The organism is Galbibacter sp. BG1, from assembly GCF_013391805.1.
Lineage (GTDB): Bacteria > Bacteroidota > Bacteroidia > Flavobacteriales > Flavobacteriaceae > Galbibacter.
The window spans coordinates 1,678,527-1,702,780 of the sequence record NZ_CP058364.1 but is presented as its reverse complement, the minus strand read 5'-3'; the positions used below and the strand labels follow the sequence as shown (position 1 = coordinate 1,702,780).

Below are 24,254 nucleotides of genomic sequence, written 5' to 3'. Positions count from 1 at the left end.
AAAGATTTTTATGCCATTAGTTACCGTAATTCTGGGGATTATTTTATTATTTATTCTTATCGCAAAGTTTAAGCTCAACGCTTTTATTGCCTTCATCATTGTGGCTTTATTTGTAGGAATCGCTGGAGGAATGGATCTAAATACCGTAGTTGATTCAATTCAAAAGGGAATTGGTAATACCTTAGGATTTTTAGTATTGATACTTGGACTGGGGGCAATGCTGGGAAAGTTGGTTGCAGATAGTGGTGCCGCTCAACAAATAACCTCTAAGCTCATAGAAAAATTTGGCAAAAAAAATATCCAATGGGCAGTAGTTCTCACTGGATTCATCGTGGGTATTCCTATGTTTTATTCTGTTGGTTTTGTAATATTAATCCCTTTGGTATTTACGGTGGCGGTCTCTACCGGAATGCCGCTTTTGTATGTGGGACTTCCCATGCTCGCTTCCTTATCTGTTACTCATGGATACCTGCCACCACACCCTGCGCCCACTGTTATTGCAGATCAATTTAATGCCGACATTGGGAAAACGCTGCTGTATGGAATTATCATCGCCATTCCTGCTATTATTGCTGCCGGCCCATTGCTTGCCCGAACCAAATTAATCACTCGAATTAATGCCACTCCTTTAAAAGAATTTTACAATCCAACTATAATCAACGAAGACAAACTACCCGGAATGGGAGTTAGTATTTTTACTGCTTTATTACCAGTTATTTTAATTGGTGTGGCAACTTTGGCAAACCATTTTCTCTCTGAAGAGAATTATCTTTTAACCCTAATTAATTTTATCGGAAATCCAGTTATTGCCATGCTCATTGCGGTACTTACAGCTATTTATACCTTAGGAGTTGCCAGAGGAAAGAAAATGACCGAAGTTATGAATTCCCTCTCTGCTTCGGTGTCCAGCATTACAATGGTATTACTTATTATAGCAGGAGCAGGAGCCTTAAAACAAATAATGGTAGATAGCGGGGTAAGTACTTACATTGCAGATTTAATAAAAGGATCTAACCTATCCCCATTATTTCTAGCCTGGTTTATTGCCACAATAATCAGAGTTTGTGTGGGCTCTGCTACAGTAGCCGGACTTACCACGGCAGGTATAGTTGGATCTTTAGCTCAAATCGACGGTGTAAATGCTGAACTTATGGTTTTAGCTATCGGCTCGGGAAGTCTCATGCTTTCTCATGTAAACGATAGCGGATTTTGGCTATTCAAGGAGTATTTCAACCTATCGGTTAAGGAAACATTAAAAAGCTGGACAGTCATGGAAACAACTGTTGGAGTTATGGGTTTAATCGGTGTCTTGATTCTTAACTTTTTCCTTTAATATTTTCTAATTCTTTGAGCGTTTAGTTGTGCAATAGCCATCAGAAGAAACAATGAAAATATCACCCATGAAAAAGGAATATCTTTATCCAGCATCCAACCAACTATTAACGGCCCTAAAGCGGTGCTCAAAACCATAAACATAGTAAACAAACTTCTTATGGTGCCCATTTGTTTAGTTCCATAAATTTCAGCAATTACCGCAGTCTTAACAGTTCCTGCAACACCAACGGTAATTCCGGAGAGGATTAAGAAAATTAATGCACCCACTATACTATCTATAAAAGCCAGAGCCAACAAACCAAAACACATAGGGATAAGATAGATTCTAAAAAGCCTTTTTGCCGTATATTTATCTACCCAAAATCCGCCTGCAATAGACAGGACAAATCTCGTAATAGCGTAAGCTGTAAAGAATGAAGCATATAGGGTAAGCGACCAACCCTTTTCTTCCACAAACACATATTGATAAAAGAAAATAGCGGTGGAAATAAATCCGGTTGAAAAGCTCGCCGGCATCATTATAAAAAATCGTTTGTCGCTAATTACTTCTTTAAACTGTCCTAAAAGCAAACCTGCGGAAGCTTTTTTATTTATATCTAGATTGGCATCGAAATGTTTCAGTTTTACAAATTTTAACCTAATTAGATAAAATAATAGAAAGAAGCCACTTGCCATTGCTGCCAATTCATAATCGTACCACAAAATCAACGTGGAAATTGCCAAAGGAAATAAGGCCTCCCCGACCGAGTATCCCAAAGATGAGATACTCAATGCTTTTCCTCTATCTGCGGAAAAATACTTAGACATTACCGTAAAACTAATATGACTCAACAAGCCTTGACCGCATAAGCGCATTCCAGTAAAAGCAATAAATAACAGAGCAATGTGATGGTGTGAGAAACCAAGAACAAAACAAGAAGATGCCAACCCTAAAACAGTAAAAGCGGTTACTTTTTTAACAGGTTTATGATCTACCGTATGTCCAACGGTTAGCATAATAACAGAAGAAATTACGGTACATATAGCGTAAATACTTCCAAAGCTCCCTTTAGAAAGTTCAAAAGTCTTCAATATCTCCGGAACATATAAAGAAATTAAAAATGTTTGTCCGAAACTCGATAAAAAAGTAAGCCCCCACCCAAAACTAATTTCTTGCTTATAATCTTTTAAAAACTGAAGGAAGTTTTTCAAAATATGAATCTATTCTTGTATTAAGAATCGTAAAGCTAAGAAGAATTTTTTGCTGAAATTTATATCTGTTATCTAATTTCTTGACATAGAGAGGGAAAAGTTCTAACAACCTCACCCATAAACTACCTCAGCGTTTTCGTTTTTAAGAATGTATTGCTGAACAATTTTTACTACGTCGCTATTATTTTTTTGAAGTTTTATATAATCTCTAAATTCTTCAAATTCAGAAATAGAAATTGTTTCATCCAAAAACCCGAAACCTTTATAGATTCCATTTTCAATCAACACCACGGCCTTTTCAGAAAGAGTTTTTCCCTTGGTAATAATCGCAAAGCTTTTATTTTCAATTTTAATGGAATTCAGGGCTTCTTCAACTCTTTTATTGTAATGTTCAACGGCTTCCTTTTCTTCGCAGATACCTTTGCAATTTGTAAGTCGGTAATGCTTACATTTCCCAGCTGCAGTTCCTGAAGAAATTAGTTGGGTGTATTTCGGACAAAGTTGAAAGGTTTCGGTTATTGATTCTAAAAACTGCATGCATTCGTTCACCGTGAAAAATAATGCAATAGGATTTAAAACCAAATTAGATTTGTTGAAACCAAGCTGTACAATCCCTTTCCTATTAGTATATGCTAGAATTGCGTAACCTTTATTACTTACCTTTTGTGCTCTATTATATTTGGGGTAATGATGTTTAATAGCTGCAGATTCCATAAGCAAAGCCACCAACTCCGATCCCGATTCTTCGAAATCGATGTGTGAAGTTTCCCTGCATAAGGCTATTTCTTTTGCTTTTTTATCGTAAAAATGACTAAGAACACGCTTTTTGATGTTAATGGCCTTCCCCACGTATATAATTTCCCCATTGGCGTTTTTAAAATAATAGATCCCTGGTCTTTCGGGTAAGTTGTAGTAGGTTTCTTTTGCCAAAAGAGCGGGCAGCGAAGCTTCTCCATTTCTGCTTTTCAGTTGTTTCCCTATCTCCCCTTGACTATCATTTTTAAGCAGCATTTCAAATAAAATAACGGTCGCATCGGTATCTCCTTTGGCTCGATGCCTATCGAAAAGTGGGATTTCTAAATAATTGCATAGCTTACCTAAACTGTAAGAACGCAATCCTGGGAAAACCTTTCTGGAGAGCCTCACCGTACATAATTTTTTTCTGCTGAAATCTACACCCAGACTTTTAAATTCATTGCGGATAACATTGTAATCGAAGTTTACATTATGAGCCACAAAAACGCAATCTTTGGTAAGTTCGAATACCTCTGATGCAATTTCCTTAAAAGTAGGCGCGGTAGCTACCATTTCATTATCGATACCCGTTAAACCTACAACATGCCTGGTTATTAAAGCCTCTGGATTAACCAAGGTATGGTATTCATTCACTATTCTTTTTCCATCGTGAATAACAATAGCGATTTCGGTAGTTTTATTACCGCTTCCACTTAAACCTGTAGTTTCAACATCTATTATGGCAAACTTCATTTGTAACTCCTTTCAATATTCTCTAAAAAATTAAAAATCGAATTTTAGTTGTACCGAAACTGTTTTATTAATTGTCTTATCCGTTTCAGTCTTTTCTGTATTTAAATTGGCCAAAGAAATTCCCAGTAAGCGCACCGAGTTATTTAAATTTTCTTGGTACAACAATTCTTTTGCCGTTTCTAGAATTAAACTTTTATCCGCAATAAAATAATCAAGCGTTTTACTTCGCGTCTGCAATTTAAAATCGCTATACTTGATTTTTAGTGTAATTGTTTTTCCAGCAATTTTATTCTTTTTAAGTCGGCGTTCAAGCTCTATAGCTATATTCTCCAATCTTTCCAGCATAAAAATTTCACTGCTCAGGTTTTCGCTAAACGTTCTTTCTGCCCCAACCGACTTTGGTATGCGATTTGGTTTTACCGTACTTAAATGAATTCCTCGAACCACATTATAGTAAAAAGACCCACTTTTACCAAAATGTGTAATTAAATATTCTAAGGATTTCAACTTTAGATCCTTTCCGGTAAAAATACCTAGCTGATACATTTTTTGAGTGGTCACTTTACCAACACCATAGAATTTTCGTATTTCCAAATTTTCCAAAAATGGCAATACATCATCTGGCTCCACGGTTTTTTGTCCGTTTGGTTTGTTGTAATCACTTGCCACTTTGGCAATAAATTTGTTTACTGAAATTCCTGCGGAAGCTGTTAACCCAACCTCTTCTAAAATACGCTGACGAATTTCCCTAGCGATATTACTGGCCGACGGGTTTCCCTTTTTATTTTCGGTAACGTCGAGATAAGCTTCATCCAAAGAAAGCGGCTCCACCAAATCGGTATATTCCAAAAAAATACCTCTAATCTTGGTTGATATTTCTTTATATCGATCAAAACGCGGACGAACAAAAATAAGTTCTGGACAATTTTTTTTGGCCAAGTAGCCACTCATGGCGCTTTTTACACCAAATTTACGGGCTTCGTAGCTTGCTGCAGCTACCACTCCCCGCTTCTCACTTCCTCCAACTGCTAAGGGCTTTCCCTTTAACTCAGGATTATCCATTTGCTCTACAGACGCATAAAATGCATCCATGTCGACATGGATAATTTTTTTAAGGGGAAATGAATTTTGCATGTACAAATTTAGTTGAAAATCGGTTTAGGACTTCATCAGACTTCAAAATTATAAGTAACTTAGAGAACATAATTTTAACCAAAAGAAATTAGAAAACGCATGAGCACTAAAAAAACAGCTATTATTTTAGGGGCAACCGGCCTTACAGGAGGCATTTTATTAAAAAAACTCCTTAAAGACAGTCGCTATGAAAAAATCATACTGTTTTCTAGAAGTTCAGTAAATAATGCACATTCGAAAATTGAAGAACATTTAGTGGATCTTTTTGATCTTAAACTACATCACAAAAAATTTATTGCCGACGAGGTTTATTGTTGCATCGGCACGACCAAATCTAAAACCCCAGATAAAAGCAAATACAAGGCCATAGATTACGGCATTCCCGTTGCCGCCGCCATGCTTTGCGAACAAAACATCATCCCAACTTTTACTGTTATTTCTGCACTGGGAGCCAATCCAGATAGTACGATATTTTACAATAGAGTAAAAGGAAAAATGGAAGAAGAGGTTTTAAATTTGGCTATCCCAAATATTTATATTCTCCAACCTTCATTAATAAGCGGTAAGCGAAATGAAAAACGAACAGGCGAATGGATTTTCAAACAATTAATGAAAGGTTTGAACTATATTATGATTGGCCCTTTAAAAAAATACAAATCGGTTACCCCAAAAACGATTGTAAAAGCAATGATTAAATTAGCCAATGGAAATTATCCATCTGGCAGGATTGAAAACGATAAAATAAAAGAAATCGCTCAAAGTAAATGATTGAAATAGAACGCAAATTTCTCGTAAGCTCTAACGAATATGTCACAGAGGCACAGAACAAATTACGCATTGTTCAGGGCTTTTTAAATACACATCCAGAACGAACAGTGCGTGTTCGTATCATGGGGAAGCAAGGATTTTTAACCGTAAAAGGAATTTCCAACACTTCTGGAACATCCCGTTTTGAATGGGAAAAAGAAATAAGCGTGATGGAAGCAGCCTCCTTATTAGCTATCTGTGAAAAAGGTATTATCGATAAAAACCGATATAAAGTTGTAGTAGAAAATCATCTTTTTGAAGTTGATGAATTTTTAGGGGATAACCAAGGCCTTATCGTTGCAGAAATAGAACTCTCTTCAGAAGACGAAAAATTTGTTAAGCCAAAATGGTTGGGAAAAGAAGTTACTGGAGAAGCCAAATATTACAACTCGCAACTGAGCCAGAAACCCTTTAAGGATTGGTAAAATAATCTTTTATGAAAAAGTTTTTAATGGCAGCCATAGTTCTATTGTTTATTACACCAATTTATAGTCAAAATGTGGGCAGAAGTATTAGGGCAATTAGTAGAACGGCAAGAACCATAAAGCATTATACAGAGGACAAACAAAAAAATTACGGTTACAATAAAATGGAGAAAAGTGCTATGGAGCCTTACCATATGCTATATTTAGAAGATTCACAACCGTTAACAGCAGCAATGGACTCAATAAACAAGGAGTTCCTACTGGAGATGGCAACCCATCCAGACATCAAAGTTTATAAGAAAACTGGTCGTGCGAGAAAAGTAATCTTCGCAAAACATTTTGAAAAAGAAAGAATAGTTGAATTAATCGAGTGCAATCCCATGGTGCGGGATAACTTTATAGACTATCATATTTTTTATATTGAAAACTAATTTTAGGACTATGAAAATACTTGGCTATATTTTTTTAGTATTTGGAATATTGAGTTGCGAAACAAACTCAACGAATACAACACCCGAAATATCTTCGGAAGGGAAGGCACAACAAGACACCCTGACCTCTATTTTAAAAATTAAGGAACGTCTTAACAGTGAAGGTTTTCAAACTTTCGATTATGTAGATGAAAAATCTGGAGATACTATTTTAATGCAGCAATATTTTATTGCTTTTCTGAAAAGGGGAGAAAGCAGATCCCAAAGCAAAGAGGAAGCAGACAGTATTCAAAAATTGCATCTGGCTCATTTGGGGAAAATGTATGAAGAAGGTTATGCTGATATTTCAGGGCCTTTTGGCGATGATGGAGAGATCCGGGGAATTACCATTTACAATGTTCCAACTTTACAAATGGCAGATAGCTTGGCAAATTCTGATCCTGCAGTAAAAGCAGGCAGGCTTCAAATTGAAATCCATCCATGGTGGGCCGCTAAAGGCTTTCCTTTAAGATGATTTACCAGCGTATTTCTTATAAATAAACTCCATTAAAAAACATACCAAAACAATTCCCAAAGAAATGCTTATCCCCAATGGGTTCGCTCCATATTGCTGAATAATAAGCGTTACAGAAGCGATGCAACACAATAGGAAACCTATTAGTGTAATTATTTTTCGGGCATTTATTTCTGATGCTTTTTTATATCCCACCAAATTGACTGCCGCAAAAATCAGTAAAAACCCTACACTACCAGCAGTCGAAATGCTTTCCAATTCCAATAAATTTACAATAACCAGCGTTAATACGGCTGTTATTAATAATCCTATAGGTTGGTTCCAAAAAGAACTTGTAAGCTCATGTGGTAATTCGTCGTCTGCAGCAATTTCATAACTTACCCTGCTTCCTCCGTAAAGCGTGGCGTTAATTGCCGAAAATGTAGAAATTAAAGCTGCCACGGTAATTATAGTAAAACCGGCCTGCCCTAACATGGGCTTGGCTGCTTCTGCCAATACATAATCTTCGGCATCGGCTATTTTGGAAAAAGCAAGAGAGCCAACGGTAACAATAGCTATGATGATATATAAAAATATGACGAACGATACCGCATAAAAGTATGCCTTTGGAACATTCTTTTCAGGATTCTTAAGATCGGAAACCGAATTGGCGATTAGCTCAAAACCTTCATAAGCCACAAAAATTACCATTCCTCCTGTAAAAAGTTGCAGCGGTTTTTCCCAATTGGAAAATGCCAATTGGTCGAGGTGCGAGCTGTCCTTTAATCCGTAGAGACCAATAACTACAAAGGCAATTAAAATAAAAAGTTTAATAATTACCGCATAATCTTCTATTTTCCCAACTATTTTAATGCTGTAGTAATTAATTACAGTAGCAAATATTACTATCGCACTGGAATAAAGATGGGTGTCTAAGGAAGTCTCTCCTGTAATTTTAAAGAGGTTTGGCGCATACGAACCAAAGGCCGATGCGTATAGTGCCAGCATAATGATGTAACTTACCCAGAGGAGATTATTAATGCCACCGCTAAAAACGCCCTTACCAAAACCTTCATTAATAAATTTTACGGTTCCTCCACGGTCTGGATATGCCAAGGACAACTTAACATAACTATATGAGGTAAACAAAGCGATAATTCCTGCTATTAAAAAGGCTACGGGGGTTCCTCCTTTGGCTAAAGAAACAGCCAAACCGAGGACAGCGAAAATCCCACCTCCTACCATACCACCGATACCGATAGAGATTGCCTCTTTTAATCCAATTTTATCGCTCATCCAATCATTAAATAACTTTCTTTAAGATACTCAAAAATCATCAACTTTTTTATACGCTTCAATCACTGCTAATTCTCCTTCCCTACCAGAAATAGAATTTCCATGTTCCATTCCCAATACTCCATCAAAACTTTTACTGTGAATGTATTTGAAGATATTCTTATAATTAATCTCCCCGGTTGTCGGTTCTTTCCGTCCGGGATTATCCCCCATTTGAAAATAAGCAATCTCATCCCAACACGCTTCTATGTTTGGGATTAAATTTCCTTCAGTAATCTGCTGATGGTAGATATCAAAAAGAATTTTACACGATGGCGAGCCTACGGCTTTACATATTTCAAAAGCTTGGGCCGATCCCTTTAAAAACAGGCCAGGATGATCCCTGAAATTTAAAGGTTCTAAGACCATGGTAATGCCGTGTGGCTCTAAAATAGCAGATGCTTGTTTTAACGATTCTATTACATTGGCGGTTTGGTAGCCTAGATCCAAACGCAAATCTACATGCCCTGGTACTACGGTTACCCATTTAGCATTTACCCTTTTAGCCACCTCTACGGCCTCTTTTATGGATGTTAAAAATTCGGTTCTTAGGTTTTCATCACCATTTGCGAGATTGGGTTCTTTCCAGTAAATTTTATGAGCCACAAATACCCCCATGGTCATACCGCGCTGCTCCATTACCTTTGCCATGGCTTCTTGCTCTTTTATAGAGCGCTTCATCATATTATTATCTTCAAAAGCCGTAAAGCCATTATCGGCCATAAAGTTGAGTTGATCTACAACATCTTCCCCTGCGAGGTTCTTGAACATGCCAATATGCGGGGCATATTTCAGTTTAAAATTATTTTTTTTTACTTTTTCTGAAGATGTGGAAAAAGCAAAGGCTCCAGTACTTAATACTGAAGCCCCTACGGTTGTTTTTATGGTATTATGAAGAAATTTTCTCCTTTGCATTTCAATTGGTTTTAAGAATAAAGGTTAAATATACTAAAAAAACCAACATACAATTACAGGTGTTAATCCCTTGTAATTTCCAGTATTTCAAATTTTAAAATTCCATTTGGTACTTTCACCTCTGCTATTTCTCCTACCGATTTCCCTAAAAGTCCTTTCCCAATTGGAGAATTCACAGAAATTTTTCCGCTTTTTAAATCAGCTTCGCTTTCTGCTACCAATTTGTATTTCATCTCCATACCATTGTTCAAGTTCTTAATCTTTACATTGGAAAGCGCTAAAACTTTGGAGGTGTCTAATTGCGATTCGTCTATAACCCTGGCATTGGCCAATGTTTCTTCCATCTTAGAAATTCTCATCTCCAACAATCCTTGTGCTTCCTTCGCGGCATCATATTCTGCATTTTCAGATAAATCCCCTTTATCCCTTGCTTCTGCTATTGCCTGAGATGCCTTTGGGCGTTCCACGCTTTTTAATTGCTCTAATTCTGCTCTTAATTTTTTTATGCCCTCTTCTGTGTAATAAGATACTTTACTCATAACTTCATCGTTTATAAATACAAAAAATCCCCTTTGTCCAAAGAGGATTCACACAAATATACAAATTTTTAGTAAACGTTTAACCAGTATCTTGCATGTAAAAACACATTATTTTTGAAAACTATTGTACATTGCAACTCTTAATTTTTATAAAAATGAAATACCTTATTTATAACATATTGGCGCTAATTATATTCACGGGTTGCAGCGGAGACGATACCTCTTTCGACAACCCTAATTTAATAGAACCTGGGTTTAGCTACACCATAAATCTCAATCTTCCGCAATATGCAAGCCTGTCGAATCCTGGAACGGCGGTTTATGTAAATAATTCTAACGTGGGCATTCGTGGGGTTTTTGTATTTAATACAGGCAGTGGTTCTTACGTAGCTTGGGAAGCGAGTTGCCCTAATCACCGACCAAACGATTGCTCGACCATGCAATTGGTAGATGGGGTTTTTTGCGAATGCAGCTGCGAAGATTATAAATATGAACTTGCTGGCGGTGCTTTGGTAACCGAGTTTAAAGGAGAAGGTAGAGCCTATACTTTACAACCTTATCGTGTTACCACAAATAATAATATTATAAAGATCTCGAATTAATTCATATAATATAAAAACCCCAAAAAACATCAATTCTTTGGGGTTTTAAAAAATGCTATTTATCTTTAACTTGATGCGCTGGTTTTAATAAATCTACCACCGTTTTAACAGGGTTAAATGTAGTTAATGGTACTTCTACAAAAATAGTGTTCCAAAAAGCCATTCCACCATTCCACAAGCCCGGTAATTCCAGTGCCTTTAGTTCTTTGCCTTCTTTGGTTTTGGTGGTAATAAAAGCTTGTTGTGGATTCACATAATCTAAAAGGTTGTACTTTTCCCCTTTATAATTTTTAATACTACAAACAATATCGACAGGATTAAAGTGTGTGGCCCCTTTTACAATATCCAATTGAAACTTATTATTGGTATCTATTTGTGGGGTTTCTACAATTTGTAAAGAAATATTTCCATCTTCATCTTTAATCCAAAAAGGTCCCCCTCCGGGTTCTCCTTCATTTTTTACCATTCCGCAGATACGTATGGGAGCGTTTAATTTTTCTTTTAAAAATTCTATTTGGTAAACCTCTTTGTATTTATCCACGTCTGGTTTTACATGAACATTTAATTCCTTTTTCAGGAATTCTTTTATTTCATCAATCTTTTTCTCATCGGGGGTAGTTTCATCCAATAACCTAGCATATTCGAAGGCCTTTTCTTGAACTTCCAACAGTTTTCCCGCTAATACTTTTTTGTACTCTGCAACTTCGTGCTTGTATTTGTAAACTACAACATTGTCGATATTCTTTATAAAAATAATATCGGCATCTTGATCGTTTAAATTTTCTATCAACGCACCATGACCTCCTGGTCTAAATAAAATTTCACCTGTTTCCAAACGAAAAGGTTCGTTCTTCATAGTTACGGCAATAGTATCTGTAGATTCCTTCTGAAAAGAAAAGGTGGTATCGAAAGAAACACCTGTTTTTTCTTTTACCCGATTCTGAATCTTATCCATTTCATCATCAAAATCGTTATTGTGTTCCTTGGAAATGGTAAAATGAAGTTTTGCCGTTCCATTGGACTCATCGTACAAAGCAGCCTCGTACATATGTTCTTCAAAAGCTGTCGCCGGATGGGTTTTATATTTATGAAAAGGCAGCAACCCTTTCGGACTCGAACCATAATCGAATTCATCTTGATCCAAGAGGATTTTGATAAAATAATATTTCTGAAAATGATCTGGCAAGTTTAAAAAGTCGGGATGTTTTTCCACAAAACGCTTAATAACCGACTCGTAGAATGGAAACTTTTCCACCCCGATAAAAAATGTTCTAATGATATCTGCCTTTTCCCTATTTACGTAAGCATTAATGGTTTCATTGGCAGGGTTATAATTGTTTAAAAACTGAAAAAGAGCTTTAAACATTCTAGTAGCCGCTCCAGATGCAGGAACAAATTTTAATAAGTTAAGTGCATCTTTTTTACTTTCAAAAAGCGCTATGTATTTTTTCTTTTCCTTATCAGAAAATTTATGAATCCCATGATCTATGGTGGCTGCCGCAATAAGATTTACAAATGGAATCCCTTTTTTAAAAGTTTCTATTTGTTCTTTTACTCGTTTTACCTCAATTCCTTTTTCTTTTAATTGCTTTTTATCGGCTTCGGTGAGTGTCATCATTCTTTTTAATAAGTTTTTCTACATGATTAATAGCTGTCTGCATTCGGGTTTTGAAGTCCCCTGTTAGCAGCACATAATTTAAATTGTTGGTTTTGAGGGCACTTTCAAACTTGGAAAACATTGCTTCGCGATCGTTAGGTTTATCTCGAAGATCGTCCTTTTCCCAAGGAACATCAATATACGTTAAAAAATACAAATCGTATTTATGTTGCAGCGCATATTTTTCAATTATTGGTTCGCAAAACCCATTGTAATATGCTTCTGAATATACTTTTAGTTCCAACAAGTTAGTATCGCAAAAAAGGATATTTTGAGCACTATTAGAGATTTTATTTTCTAAAGCAACCTGTCCTTTGGCGATGGGGAGCATGTCTTTTGGTTCACAAACCTTTTTTTCGTTATCCCATTTTTCTTGCAAATAGCTACGCATAAATTCAGGAACCCATTGGGTATGGTAGTGTTTTGCCAGCGCTTGCGCCAAAGTGGTCTTCCCCGTAGATTCGGGGCCGAACATCACTACTTTAATAAGGTCTCCGGATTTTTGTTTAAGTTCTTCTTCCATGCTATGTAACCGTAAATTGCAATAACTGTAAAAATAAGGTATTGCAAGCTTGTAAATGCCAACCCTTTGTAAAGATAGAGCGGCACAGAAATTATATCCCCAATAATCCAATACAACCAATTTTCCAATTTCTTTTTTGCCATAAGCCACATCCCAACAAAGAAAATAGCTGTGGTAAGGATATCGACGTAAGACACCCACGATTCCCATTTATTAAAAAACTCGTACACCATATACACAAAAACCATGGTGGCAATAAACAACACGATAGATATGCGCTTTTCTTTTCCAGTTGTGGTGGTTATAGCAATAAAATGCGTGGCATCTACTTTACGCGTCCATACATACCACCCGTAGATGCTCATGGAGAAATAGTATGCATTAATCATCATATCCCCCAACAGGCCATAGTTGTAAAGAATATAAACAAATATGGCGGTACTGATAATCCCAGTTGGATAGACTAAAATATTTTCCCGTTTGGAGTACCAAACGCTAAGGAAACCAAAAACCACCCCAATAATTTCTAGGACTACGTAGTGAGCTGGCACCCCATCGTATTGAGAAAAAAGCCAATCAAAAATGAGGTTCATACGCGCTGCGATCGGATTTTACGATTTTCATATACAAAAGTCCTTTATCAATCATTTCAAAAGCTTCTTTTATTTCGGTTGTTAGCACCTTCATAACTTCATCGTAATCTCCGTAAACTTGGGTACTCAATGGATTTTCCAACACTGTGAGTCCGCTTTCACGCATCTTTTTTATAAAATGAATTATAGAAGGTTCAAAATCGTCTTGAATAGGTGTTAGCGTTAATTCTACTGATATTTTCATCGTTTTATATTTTGTTAATTTCTACGTTAACTTCATGGCATAAGCGCAAGTAAATTCATCAAACTCCAAAAATTCGACCTTGTATTTTTCCACTTTCGCTTCATAAAAAATCCAACCAAATGCTTTTTTATCATCCATATTAAATGGGATTACTTTGGTATGTTGTTTAAAACTCATTCCTTCCGTAGCAAAAACCTTGTAAAGACTTTCTTTAATACACCAAACTACGGTAAGCCTACGAACATCTGCATCTGTTAAAAAATTGTATTCGTAATTTATAAACTTATGAGCAATCACACTTATCTTGTCTCGACGCTTTTCAATATCGATGCCTATATGGGTGTCGCTACTAATAATAATCCCCGAAAAGGTAAAAGAATGTGTTATGGAGATCGCATTTCCATCTTTTAGATGTGGTTTTCCAGCTCGGTCGTAATACAAATCGGAGGTAACATAACCTGCGGCCTTTAAAAGATGCCGAACACTTAAAAAACCTCTTTGGTGGATTTCCGATTTCATATGAGACAATCGCTCTTTACAATTCTCGGTAAGTTCTATGCCTTCACTTAAATTATCAAAAGATTCTTCTATCTTCCAAATCAGCACTTTAGTATTCTCGGAAGGCGTTATAGTTTTGTAAAGAGGCATGAATAATACAAGTTATTTATGTAACTTTGCACTGATTTTTTCAGTGAAAAATTGTTATTTTAATACAAAAAATTGCTTAACGAACGTAAAAATAAGAAATGAGGATAAACTAAGTTAATTATTAACTGGATAACCGTAATAATTAATTTTTTACCCAAAAGTGAAACAGTTCTTTCCATGCAAACAATATTTATTTTTTGCGTGGAGAACAAAATAAAAATTTTAAATAGATAAAAATAATATGAGTACTAAAACAATTCCTTACGTAGCTTATAAAGTAAAAGATATTTCTTTGGCCGATTGGGGAAGAAAAGAAATAGAATTGGCCGAGGCAGAAATGCCAGGTTTGATGTCGTTGCGCGAAGAATATAAAAATGAGCAACCCCTTAAAGGAGCTCGTATTGCAGGATGTTTGCACATGACAGTTCAAACTGCAGTTTTAATTGAAACCTTAATTTCCCTTGGTGCGGAAGTTACCTGGAGCTCTTGTAACATTTATTCCACCCAAGACGAGGCTGCTGCTGCAATCGCCGCTGCTGGAATTTCTGTTTATGCATGGAAAGGCATGATCGAAGAAGAATTTGATTGGTGTATCGAGCAGACACTTTTCTTTGGGGAAGACAGAAAACCATTGAATATGATTTTAGACGATGGTGGAGACCTTACCAACATGGTACTGGACAAGTATCCAGAATTGGCTGCGGGGGTAAAAGGTTTATCAGAAGAGACCACCACAGGAGTTCACCGACTGTACGAACGTATGAAGAATGGAACCTTGCCGATGCCTGCCATTAACGTAAACGATTCGGTAACAAAGTCGAAGTTTGATAATAAGTACGGATGTCGCGAAAGTGCAGTAGATGCCATTAGAAGAGCAACAGACGTTATGTTGGCCGGTAAGCGTGTTGTAGTTTGTGGGTACGGAGATGTAGGTAAAGGTACTGCCGCTTCTTTTAGAGGTGCAGGTTCTATTGTTACCGTTACCGAAATAGACCCAATTTGTGCTTTGCAAGCCGCTATGGACGGTTTTGAAGTAAAAAAATTGGAAACTGTAGTAGAAAAAGCAGATATTGTTATTACCACCACTGGAAATAAGGATATTGTTACAAGCAAGCATTTCGCAAAAATGAAAGATAAGACGATTGTGTGTAATATCGGTCATTTTGACAACGAGATTGATGTAGCATGGCTCAATAAAAACTACGGCAACCATAAAATAAATATTAAACCTCAGGTAGATAAGTATACGATCGATGGAAAAGATATTATTCTATTGGCGCAAGGTAGATTGGTAAATTTAGGTTGTGCTACAGGACACCCAAGTTTTGTAATGAGCAACTCCTTTACAAACCAGACCTTAGCTCAAATCGAACTTTGGAACCACACAGACAAGTACGAGAACGAGGTTTATATGCTTCCTAAGCATCTCGATGAAAAAGTAGCTAAGTTGCACCTAGAAAAAATTGGTGTAGAGCTTACAGAGCTAAACGAAGAGCAAGCCAAATATATTGGTGTGGAAGTAGAAGGACCTTTTAAGCCAGAATACTACAGATACTAAAATTTACGAAATGTCAGCCTGAGCTTGTCGAAGGTCAATCGAAGATAACTTCTAAATATGCTTCGACAGGCTCAGCATGACATTTTACTTTCCTCCTATTTTTAAAGTATTTCTTGGGCAATTGCTACGCACCAGGCTTTCCGCTATTAGTTTTGGCAAATCTTAAACCATAATTTACCAAAAGCTAGCCGCTGCAATCCTTATTGCAAAATGAGAGATCCATTTAAATAATACACTACCTATCAATAACTTGAATATCTTTCAATAATTTCATAGCTTGATACTGTTTATGGATTATAGTAAAGAAAAAATTAAAGTGCCTCGGCTTAATGAGGAGAGCGGTTTTTATACTACCAAAAGGCGTTCTAAAATCATGTCCCGGATAAAAGGTAAAAATTCCAAGCCAGAAATGATCTTCCGCCGGGCTCTTTGGGCTAAAGGTATCCGTTATAGAATCAACAATAAGAATCTGCCAGGAAAACCAGATATTTCCATTAAAAAATACAAACTAGCCATTTTTATCGATGGGGAGTTCTGGCACGGTTATAACTGGGATGTAAAGAAGAATACTATTAAAAGCAACCGTGGCTTTTGGATCCCTAAAATAGAAAGGAACATCCAACGCGACAAAGAAGTCAATAAGCAGTTAGAGGAAATGGGATATACGGTTTTAAGGTTCTGGGAAAAGGAAGTGAAAACCAACCTTAAAAAATGCATAAACGATGTGTTGGTTTATTTACAAACTGGCTCTTTGGATTGGTAATTGAAGTTGGCATACCAAGAACAGGAACTAAAATTGGTTTATGTTCTAAGTTCTTGGGGAATCTGGCTCTTGCTCATTCAAGTGTCAGCTTCAGTATACTCTAAAGCGCAAATAGTAGTGCTAAAAGGATAAGCAAGTTCAGGTGGTTGCCACGCTCCACTGCGTTTCGCTCGCAACGACTGCAAGCATTTTAAATCGTTATAGGATAATAAATTAATTTACGTTTCAACATATTATCAAAAAAAAGACCCCTTTTTGCAAAGAGGTCTTTTATATATCTTACTTGAATACTTCTATTAGTGATTCAGTTCTTCTTCATTTTCTTGTAATGGTACCGTCTGCGGCACAAAGTCTTGTCCAGGAATAACATACTCCCCATCCTCATTGGTTTTACTGTAATCGTAAGCCCATCTGTGAACTTCTGGAATTGCTCCTGGCCAGTTTCCGTGGATGTGTTCTACAGGTGTTGTCCACTCAATAGTATTGGAGTTCCATGGGTTTTGAGGTGCTCTTTTTCCGTAGAAAATACTGTGAACAAAGTTCCAGGCAAATACCAACTGTGCAGCTCCAGCAATTAAAGCGAAAACCGTCATCACCACCTGTACGTTTGTTAAATCGTCAAACATCGGGAAATTCGTATTGGTATAATAACGTCTAGGTACCCCAGCCATTCCAACAAAGTGCATAGGGAAGAAAACTCCGTAAGCACAAATTGCTGTTATCCAGAAATGGATATAACCAAGGTTTTTGTTCATCATACGTCCAAACATCTTAGGGAACCAGTGGTAAATACCAGCAAACATTCCATAAAGTGCAGAAATTCCCATTACTAAGTGGAAGTGAGCAACCACAAAGTACGTATCGTGTACATTAATGTCTAACGCACTATCCCCTAAAATAATTCCTGTTAAACCTCCAGTAATAAAAGTTGAAACCAAACCAATGGAAAACAACATCGCTGGATTCAGCTGTAAGTTACCCTTCCAAAGGGTGGTAATATAATTAAAAGCTTTTACCGCAGATGGAATCGCAATTAGTAATGTTGTAAAAGTAAATACCGATCCCAAAAATGGATTCATCCCTGATACAAACATGTGGTGACCCCATACAATTGTAGACAAAAATGCAATTGCAAGAATAGATGCTACCATTGCTCGGTAACCAAAGATAGGTTTTCTAGAGTTGGTTGCAATAATTTCTGAGGTAATCCCAAGTGCAGGTAACAATACAATGTAAACCTCTGGGTGACCCAAGAACCAGAAAAGGTGCTCGAACAATACAGGAGATCCTCCCTGATAATGTAATACTTCTCCTTGAATAAATATATCTGAAAGGAAGAACGATGTACCAAAGCTTCTATCCATAATTAATAGCAATGCAGCTGATAAAAGTACCGGGAAAGAAACGATACCGATAATAGCGGTTACAAAGAAAGCCCAGATTGTAAGTGGCAATCTCGTCATCGACATTCCTTTTGTACGAAGGTTGATAACGGTAACTACATAATTTAGCGATCCTAATAATGAAGAAGCAATAAAAATAGCCATGGAAACCAACCATAAGGTCATCCCCAATCCAGATCCTCCTTGAGCTTGTGGTAATGCACTTAAAGGCGGATAGATTGTCCAACCAGCTGCTGCGGGTCCTGCTTCAACAAATAAGGAAATAACCATTACAACACTGGATACAAAGAACATCCAATAAGAAACCATGTTCATAAATCCAGATGCCATATCCCTTGCACCAATCTGCAATGGAATTAAAAGGTTACTAAACGTACCACTAAGTCCCTGTGTTAACACAAAGAATACCATGATAGTACCGTGAATAGTCACTAATGCCAAATAAATGTTAGGATCCATTACTCCTTCTGGAGCCCATTTCCCCAATAACACTTCAAATATTTTAAAAGACTCTCCAGGCCATGCAATCTGCATTCTAAAAAGCAAAGACATTGCAATTCCAATAACACCCATTATCAAACCGGTAATAAGGTATTGTTTTGAAATCATTTTATGATCCTGACTGAATATATACTTCGTTATAAACGTCTCTTTATGATGATGCCCATGATCATGTGCATGATCTTCTACGTGTGCCTGTGATGCTGTTGCTGACATAATCCTCTTTCCTTTAATATTTTAATATAACTTACTAAATATCTATTATTCTGCTGATGCAATTGTTTGTTTGAACGTTTTCTGTTCTTTTATCCATGCATCAAACTCCTTCTGTGTTTCCACTACAATCTTCATCTGCATATTGTAGTGAGAAGAACCACAAATTTTATTACAAAGTAGAACGTAATCAAACTCCCATGCATCTGCATTATCATCTCCATTAGCTCTTCTTTCAGCTCTAATTTTGTTAATCTTTTGAACCTTTTCTGAAATATCTGGATCCAATCTCATTTCTTCAGTAGTCACTGTTGGTGTAAATGAGAACTGAGTGATCATTCCAGGAACACAGTTCATTTGTGCTCTAAAGTGTGGCATATAAGCAGAGTGAAGCACATCTTGAGAACGCATCTTAAAGATAATCTTTCTTCCTACTGGTAAGTGTAATTCTGTTTGAGAAACTACATCGTCTTCCCCGTAAGGATCTGCTTCGTCTATACCAATAACATTGTTCTTATTAATATCAATAAGTCTTACGTTTGCCTGTCCTAATACATTATCATCTCCAGCATAGCGTGCTTTCCAGTTAAACTGTTGTGCATACAACTCGATTATAATAGGATCTCCCTCTTCTTCATCGATATCCATTAAGGTTGTCCATGTAAACAATCCGTAAAGGATTAAACCAGCTAAAGTAATAACAGGTATAATAGTCCAAATAAACTCTAACTTATCATTATCGGCATAAAATAACGCCTTTTTACCTTTCTGCCCTCTGTACTTATAAGCAAAGTAATACAGCAATGCCTGCGTTACAATCTGCACAAAGAAGATAAGCGCCATGGAAATTCCCATAAGGTTATCGTACTCTGGCCCATGCTCCGAAGCTGGTGTACCTAACAGCACATCACCCCATGCATAGAAAGAATAGATAGTTAAAAGGTAGATGAAGATTAAAAATCCAAACATCAAATACCCATTGATCTTGTTGTCTTTGTCATTAGCAATCTGAGAGTCATCACTGCCGGCTTGCGACAATTCAAAAATCTTAGTCATTTGCCAAATGGCAATGGCAACAAGTAGAAGAACAATTATTGTTAATAAAGCAGTCATCGTATATATCCTGTTTACTTTTTAAAATTTAATTAATAATGAAAGTGCTTACTTTCTTCAACAAATGGGTTTCTTTTCACCACAAAAGATGGTGTTTTTGCAAGTGCACTAAACACAACAAAGATAAACAACCCTAAGAAGAAAAGTATACTTCCAACTTCCGGTACTCCAAAACTCCATAATTCACCCACGGTAGACGGCATCACTATTTGGAAAATATCCATGTAGTGACCAATCAAAATACTAATCCCGGCGATCATTACAAACCAATTTACACGTTTAAAGTCGCTATTCATCAATACCAAGAACGGGAACACAAAGTTAAACAAAAGCATTCCAAAGAATACTAAATTATAATGTTCTATTCTGGTAAGGAAATATCCAGCTTCTTCTGGTATATTGGCATACCAAATAAGCATAAATTGACCAAACCAAAGATACGTCCAGAAAATACTCAACCCGAACATAAACTTAGCTAAATCGTGTAAATGGCTATCGTTTACATATTCCAAAAGCCCTTTAGACTTAAGATACATTGTAACCATTGCAATAACAGTAACTGCAGATACAAACATGCTTGCAAATACATACCATGCAAAAAGTGTACTATACCAATGTGGCTCTAACCCCATAAACCAGTCCCATGCCATGATAGATTCCGTTACGAAAAAGAACAATAAGAAAAATACAGATATTTTAAAGTTCTTTCTGTAATACGTATTATCCTTAGCTTCATCTTGAGCATAAGAATTCTTAACCGCAAAGTGTCTATAAAGTATCCATCCAGCTAAAAAGATGGTAGATCTAATCAAGAAAAATGGTATGTTTAAATATCCTTGCTTTAGTTGTAATATTCCATCATGCGCCATTACTTCAGGATCCATCCAAATATATAAATGGTTTAAATGGAACGCAGAGGTAAGAACGAAAAACACATATAATATTAAGGCCCCAGGAAACAAATAAGCACTTATAGCTTCCATTACCCTAAAAAGCAAAGGAGACCAACCTACCTGCGCCACATGCTGTATTGCATAAAAAACCAATGCTCCCAAAGCAAGCATAAAAAAGAAAAAACCTGCTATTAAAAAAGCTGCCCATGGGCGATTTTGTAATTTACTTAGCGTATGCTCGTCGTGAGACTGGTGTACAGCTGCATCTTGGCCATGCGCTGATCCAGCTTCATGATGGTTCTCTTCTACACTTTCATGATGCGTTACTTTTGGCTCATGGTGTGTTCCCACTTCTTCATGATGTGCCTCTGCTTCTCCATGACCTCCATGAGCATCTGCGGCAACCATAGCTTTCGCTTCTTCAATGGTAGACGGAGCACTTATAAAACCGTATCCTATCCCAAGAATCCCAACTATCATTAAAATGATAGATGTTATCTTTAATCTATTTGAAAACGTGTACATATCTTGATATCTTCTTTTTGATAGTTGATTTTAATTATTTACTCTCTAAGTCTGCCTTAAGGGTCATTACATATTCTGTAACTTGCCAACGTTCTTCCTCGTTAAGTTGATTGGCATAAGACCCCATTGAATTCAACCCATAACGTATAACATGGTAAACGCTACCTTCTGTTATAGCTCTTCCGGCATCGTCGTAACTTGGCACCCCTAAAATCTTTTCACGATCTACCAGTATACCTTTACCATTACCTTTTTCTCCGTGACAAACCGCACAATAGATATTGAACAGGTCTTCTCCTTTTCTAAGATAATCTTCGGTTACTGTAGAATCTGCATTCCTATATGCATCAAATGGCAACGGATTTCTAAGGTTTACCTTCGCCTCACTGTATCCTTCTAATGTGTTAGGATAATCGTATGGTATATGTCCTCTTGCCACAGTTCCTTCTACTGGTAGCTGTCCTTCTTTTCCATTTCTAAATGCATCTGTTTCCTGGTAGGTTTCGTAACCTACAGGCTCATACATATTAGGCATGTACTGATAATTTGGCGTCGATTTATTCTGGCATGATACTGCCATGGCAGCCATCCCTAAAACAATCCCTATTTTTACAAAAACTCTCATTTCGAATTATTAGTGCTTTTCTGAAACTTTAACTTCTATCGCTCCTGTATCTACCAAGAGTTTCGTTAGTTCGTCTTCATTATCGTTTAAGGCTATTTCCATTAAAAAATGGTCGTCTGTTGTTCTTACATCTGGATTTTCAGCCTTTTTAAATGGCCACAATCTACTTCTCATGTAAAAAGTAATCACCATTAAGTGAGCTGCAAAAAATACCGTCATCTCAAACATAATTGGAACGAAAGCAGGCATGTTTTCAATAAAACTAAAGCTTGGCTTCCCTCCAATGTTTTGCGGCCAATCTTGAATCATAATAAAATTCATCATTACAACAGCTACGGTAATTCCTACACATCCATACATAAAAGAGGTAATGGCAATTCTTGTAGGTGCTAAGCCCATAGCCTTATCGAGTCCGTGAACTGGAAATGGCGTATAAATTTCTTCAATATGATGATGTGCCTCTTTAACACGCTTTACAGCCAACATAAGAATGTCGTCATCATTGTATATCGCTTGTATAACTTTTGAAGCCATAAATTATTTTATTAAATTTTTTGCTTGACCTGCCCAATCATCTCTTTGCGCCCTACCAGGAAACTTCCCTGTAATAGCATCTAAGAGATTGTATTCTTTTTCAGACATTCTACTTACTTGCTCGTATGTATAGATTCCAATTTGGTTAAGTGTATTTTCCATAACCGGACCGATACCATCTATTTTTTTAAGATCATCTGCCTTATCCTCTTCAGGGTTAAATCTTCCTAAGGAAGCAATTAAATGTTCCTGCTTTTCTGCATCTATCACCAATTTTTCAGATGAAGTTTCCTTCGTCACTTCAGCAATATCTGATGTTCTATGATCTGCTGCCGTTCCAACTAGGCTATTCCCGCTATCTCTTAAACGCTTGTAACGCTCTCCTGAAGACTTTAGGATTGTTTTTACCTCTGCCTGTGCAATTACAGGGAAAGTTCTAGCGTATAATAAGAACAATACAAAAAAGAATCCTATGGTTCCCAAGAAAATACCGATATCTACAAAAGTTGGAGAGAACATAGACCAAGAAGATGGTAAGTGACCCTTACTTAAGTTAATAACAATAATGTCGAAACGCTCAAACCACATTCCAATATTGATAATGATCGATACGATGAAAGACCACATAAAGTTTCTTCGTAATTTTTTAATCCAAAGGGTTTGCGGCACTACAAAGTTACAGATAATAAGTGCCCAGAATGCCCACCAATAAGGTCCAGTAGCAGCACCTATAGAAAGATAGGTATAATCTTCGTAATTACTTCCAGAATACCAGGCTATAAAAAACTCTGTAATATAAGCAACACTTACAATACCACCTGTTAACAAGATTACCTTGTTCATATACTCAATATGAGCTCTGGTAATGTAATCTTCAAGGTTAGAAACTTTACGCATTATTATAAGCAGCGTAAGTACCATGGCAAATCCTGAGAAAATCGCTCCTGCAACAAAGTAAGGAGGATAAATGGTACTGTGCCATCCTGGAATTACCGATGTAGCAAAGTCAAAAGATACAATAGTGTGTACCGAAAGTACCAGTGGGGTCGCCAAACCGGCCAATACCAAAGAAACTTCTTCAAAACGTTGCCAGTCTTTTGCTCTACCTGTCCAACCAAAACTTAAAAGACTATATATCTTTTTCTGAAATGGTTTTACCGCTCTATCTCTAAGCATTGCAAAATCTGGAAGTAAACCGGTCCACCAGAAAACCAATGAAACCGAAAGGTACGTAGAGATTGCAAATACATCCCAAAGTAGTGGAGAGTTAAAGTTTACCCATAAAGAACCAAATTGGTTAGGAATTGGTAATACCCAATATGCCAACCATGGTCTCCCCATGTGAATAATTGGAAACAAACCTGCCTGCACTACTGAGAAAATGGTCATTGCCTCTGCAGAACGGTTAACTGCCATTCTCCATTTTTGACGGAATAACAATAATACCGCAGAAATTAGGGTTCCCGCGTGACCGATACCTACCCACCATACAAAGTTGGTAATATCCCAGGCCCATCCAACGGTTTTATTCAATCCCCATACTCCAATACCGGTTGATATTGTATATATAATACAGCCTATTCCCCAAAGAAAGGCCACTAAAGCTATTGAAAAGACAATCCACCATTGTTTATTCGCTCTTCCCTCTACAGGAGCAGCAACGTCTACAGTAACATCATGGTAAGATTTTTCTCCCGTTACTAAAGGTTCACGTATAGGTGCTTCGTAATGCGACGCCATAATACTTTATATAATTATTCTTATTA

At 36.8% G+C, this 24,254-nt stretch carries 25 protein-coding genes; 8 read left to right on the top strand and 17 right to left on the bottom strand.

What is annotated here, in order from left to right; translation table 11 throughout:
- Positions 1–10 precede the first annotated feature (10 nt).
- Positions 11–1,333 carry a gluconate:H+ symporter gene (locus HX109_RS07525; RefSeq protein ID WP_178950746.1) on the top strand — a complete coding sequence of 441 codons (1,323 nt, stop codon included), beginning with the start codon at positions 11–13 and terminating at the stop codon, positions 1,331–1,333.
- On the opposite strand, the gene HX109_RS07520 is transcribed toward HX109_RS07525, so the two are convergent.
- The 3 genes from HX109_RS07520 to dinB form a co-directional block, all read right to left on the bottom strand.
- Entirely contained in the window at positions 1,330–2,526 is a 1,197-nt protein-coding gene (locus tag HX109_RS07520) for an MFS transporter (RefSeq protein ID WP_178950745.1), read from the bottom strand. The genes HX109_RS07525 and HX109_RS07520 overlap by 4 nt on opposite strands.
- Before the next feature lie 111 nt (positions 2,527–2,637).
- Positions 2,638–4,014 carry an exonuclease domain-containing protein gene (locus HX109_RS07515; protein WP_178950743.1) on the bottom strand — a complete coding sequence of 459 codons (1,377 nt, stop codon included), beginning with the start codon at positions 4,012–4,014 and terminating at the stop codon, positions 2,638–2,640.
- 30 nt (positions 4,015–4,044) lie between these two features.
- Positions 4,045–5,148: a DNA polymerase IV gene (gene dinB / locus HX109_RS07510; protein ID WP_178950741.1), complete on the bottom strand. Its 1,104-nt coding sequence runs from the start codon at positions 5,146–5,148 to the stop codon at positions 4,045–4,047.
- A 99-nt stretch (positions 5,149–5,247) separates the two neighbouring features.
- Between dinB and HX109_RS07505 the strand changes: the two genes are divergently transcribed.
- Genes HX109_RS07505 through HX109_RS07490 form a run of 4 tightly spaced genes read left to right on the top strand, consistent with a single transcriptional unit; the run spans position 5,248 to position 7,325 of the window.
- Positions 5,248–5,916, top strand: coding sequence for a nucleoside-diphosphate sugar epimerase (locus HX109_RS07505; protein WP_178950739.1), 669 nt, complete (start codon positions 5,248–5,250; stop codon positions 5,914–5,916).
- The gene (locus HX109_RS07500) at positions 5,913–6,380 is read left to right on the top strand and encodes a CYTH domain-containing protein (RefSeq protein ID WP_178950737.1); all 468 of its coding nucleotides are present in this window, start codon (positions 5,913–5,915) and stop codon (positions 6,378–6,380) included. The genes HX109_RS07505 and HX109_RS07500 overlap by 4 nt, the downstream gene beginning before the upstream one ends.
- An 11-nt stretch (positions 6,381–6,391) precedes the next feature.
- On the top strand, positions 6,392–6,811 hold the full coding sequence (locus HX109_RS07495) for a hypothetical protein (protein ID WP_178950735.1): 420 nt from the start codon (positions 6,392–6,394) through the stop codon (positions 6,809–6,811).
- A gap of 10 nt (positions 6,812–6,821) precedes the next feature.
- Entirely contained in the window at positions 6,822–7,325 is a 504-nt protein-coding gene (locus tag HX109_RS07490; RefSeq protein WP_178950733.1) for a YciI family protein, read from the top strand.
- Here HX109_RS07490 and HX109_RS07485 read toward each other — a convergent pair.
- From HX109_RS07485 to greA, 3 genes are all read right to left on the bottom strand, one after another.
- On the bottom strand, positions 7,317–8,600 hold the full coding sequence (locus tag HX109_RS07485) for an APC family permease (protein ID WP_178950732.1): 1,284 nt from the start codon (positions 8,598–8,600) through the stop codon (positions 7,317–7,319). The two genes, HX109_RS07490 and HX109_RS07485, sit on opposite strands and share 9 nt — an antisense overlap.
- 30 nt (positions 8,601–8,630) lie before the next feature.
- Positions 8,631–9,554, bottom strand: a complete 924-nt coding sequence (locus HX109_RS07480; protein ID WP_178950730.1) for a hydroxypyruvate isomerase family protein — start codon at positions 9,552–9,554, stop codon at positions 8,631–8,633.
- 62 nt (positions 9,555–9,616) lie between these two features.
- A complete protein-coding gene (greA, locus tag HX109_RS07475; RefSeq protein ID WP_178950728.1) occupies positions 9,617–10,093 on the bottom strand; it encodes a transcription elongation factor GreA in 477 nt (158 codons plus the stop codon).
- A gap of 155 nt (positions 10,094–10,248) precedes the next feature.
- On the opposite strand from greA, the gene HX109_RS07470 reads away from it, so the two are divergent.
- Entirely contained in the window at positions 10,249–10,695 is a 447-nt protein-coding gene (locus tag HX109_RS07470) for a hypothetical protein (RefSeq protein WP_178950726.1), read from the top strand.
- 55 nt (positions 10,696–10,750) lie between these two features.
- Here the strand turns inward: HX109_RS07470 and HX109_RS07465 are convergent, their stop codons facing one another.
- Genes HX109_RS07465 through HX109_RS07445 form a run of 5 tightly spaced genes read right to left on the bottom strand, consistent with a single transcriptional unit; the run spans position 10,751 to position 14,360 of the window.
- Positions 10,751–12,313 (bottom strand): DUF4301 family protein, encoded by a 1,563-nt coding sequence (locus tag HX109_RS07465; protein WP_178950724.1) that lies wholly within the window; start codon positions 12,311–12,313, stop codon positions 10,751–10,753.
- A complete protein-coding gene (locus HX109_RS07460) occupies positions 12,288–12,875 on the bottom strand; it encodes an AAA family ATPase (protein WP_178950722.1) in 588 nt (195 codons plus the stop codon). The genes HX109_RS07465 and HX109_RS07460 overlap by 26 nt, the downstream gene beginning before the upstream one ends.
- Positions 12,830–13,468, bottom strand: coding sequence for a nicotinamide riboside transporter PnuC (pnuC, locus tag HX109_RS07455; protein ID WP_178950721.1), 639 nt, complete (start codon positions 13,466–13,468; stop codon positions 12,830–12,832). The genes HX109_RS07460 and pnuC overlap by 46 nt, the downstream gene beginning before the upstream one ends.
- A complete protein-coding gene (locus HX109_RS07450; RefSeq protein ID WP_178950719.1) occupies positions 13,452–13,712 on the bottom strand; it encodes a thiamine-binding protein in 261 nt (86 codons plus the stop codon). Before HX109_RS07450 ends, pnuC begins: the two co-directional genes overlap by 17 nt.
- 21 nt (positions 13,713–13,733) lie before the next feature.
- A complete protein-coding gene (locus tag HX109_RS07445; protein ID WP_178950717.1) occupies positions 13,734–14,360 on the bottom strand; it encodes a 4'-phosphopantetheinyl transferase family protein in 627 nt (208 codons plus the stop codon).
- Between the two features lie 241 nt (positions 14,361–14,601).
- Between HX109_RS07445 and ahcY the strand changes: the two genes are divergently transcribed.
- Positions 14,602–15,918: an adenosylhomocysteinase gene (ahcY, locus tag HX109_RS07440; RefSeq protein WP_178950715.1), complete on the top strand. Its 1,317-nt coding sequence runs from the start codon at positions 14,602–14,604 to the stop codon at positions 15,916–15,918.
- Positions 15,919–16,207: 289 nt separating this feature from the next.
- Complete coding sequence (locus HX109_RS07435) at positions 16,208–16,681, top strand: very short patch repair endonuclease (RefSeq protein ID WP_178950713.1); 474 nt, start codon at positions 16,208–16,210, stop codon at positions 16,679–16,681.
- Between the two features lie 296 nt (positions 16,682–16,977).
- Here the strand turns inward: HX109_RS07435 and HX109_RS07430 are convergent, their stop codons facing one another.
- The 6 genes from HX109_RS07430 to nrfD are packed head-to-tail and all read right to left on the bottom strand — an operon-like array spanning position 16,978 to position 24,228.
- Positions 16,978–18,801 (bottom strand): cbb3-type cytochrome c oxidase subunit I, encoded by a 1,824-nt coding sequence (locus tag HX109_RS07430; protein ID WP_178950711.1) that lies wholly within the window; start codon positions 18,799–18,801, stop codon positions 16,978–16,980.
- Positions 18,802–18,846: 45 nt separating this feature from the next.
- Positions 18,847–19,911 (bottom strand): cytochrome c oxidase subunit II, encoded by a 1,065-nt coding sequence (locus tag HX109_RS07425; protein WP_178950709.1) that lies wholly within the window; start codon positions 19,909–19,911, stop codon positions 18,847–18,849.
- Between the two features lie 32 nt (positions 19,912–19,943).
- Positions 19,944–21,329, bottom strand: a complete 1,386-nt coding sequence (locus tag HX109_RS07420; RefSeq protein WP_178950707.1) for a quinol:cytochrome C oxidoreductase — start codon at positions 21,327–21,329, stop codon at positions 19,944–19,946.
- Positions 21,330–21,363: 34 nt separating this feature from the next.
- Positions 21,364–21,954 carry a c-type cytochrome gene (locus tag HX109_RS07415; protein ID WP_178950705.1) on the bottom strand — a complete coding sequence of 197 codons (591 nt, stop codon included), beginning with the start codon at positions 21,952–21,954 and terminating at the stop codon, positions 21,364–21,366.
- A gap of 9 nt (positions 21,955–21,963) precedes the next feature.
- On the bottom strand, positions 21,964–22,488 hold the full coding sequence (locus HX109_RS07410; protein ID WP_178950703.1) for a DUF3341 domain-containing protein: 525 nt from the start codon (positions 22,486–22,488) through the stop codon (positions 21,964–21,966).
- Positions 22,489–22,491: 3 nt separating this feature from the next.
- A complete protein-coding gene (nrfD, locus tag HX109_RS07405) occupies positions 22,492–24,228 on the bottom strand; it encodes an NrfD/PsrC family molybdoenzyme membrane anchor subunit (RefSeq protein WP_178950701.1) in 1,737 nt (578 codons plus the stop codon).
- Positions 24,229–24,254 lie beyond the last annotated feature (26 nt).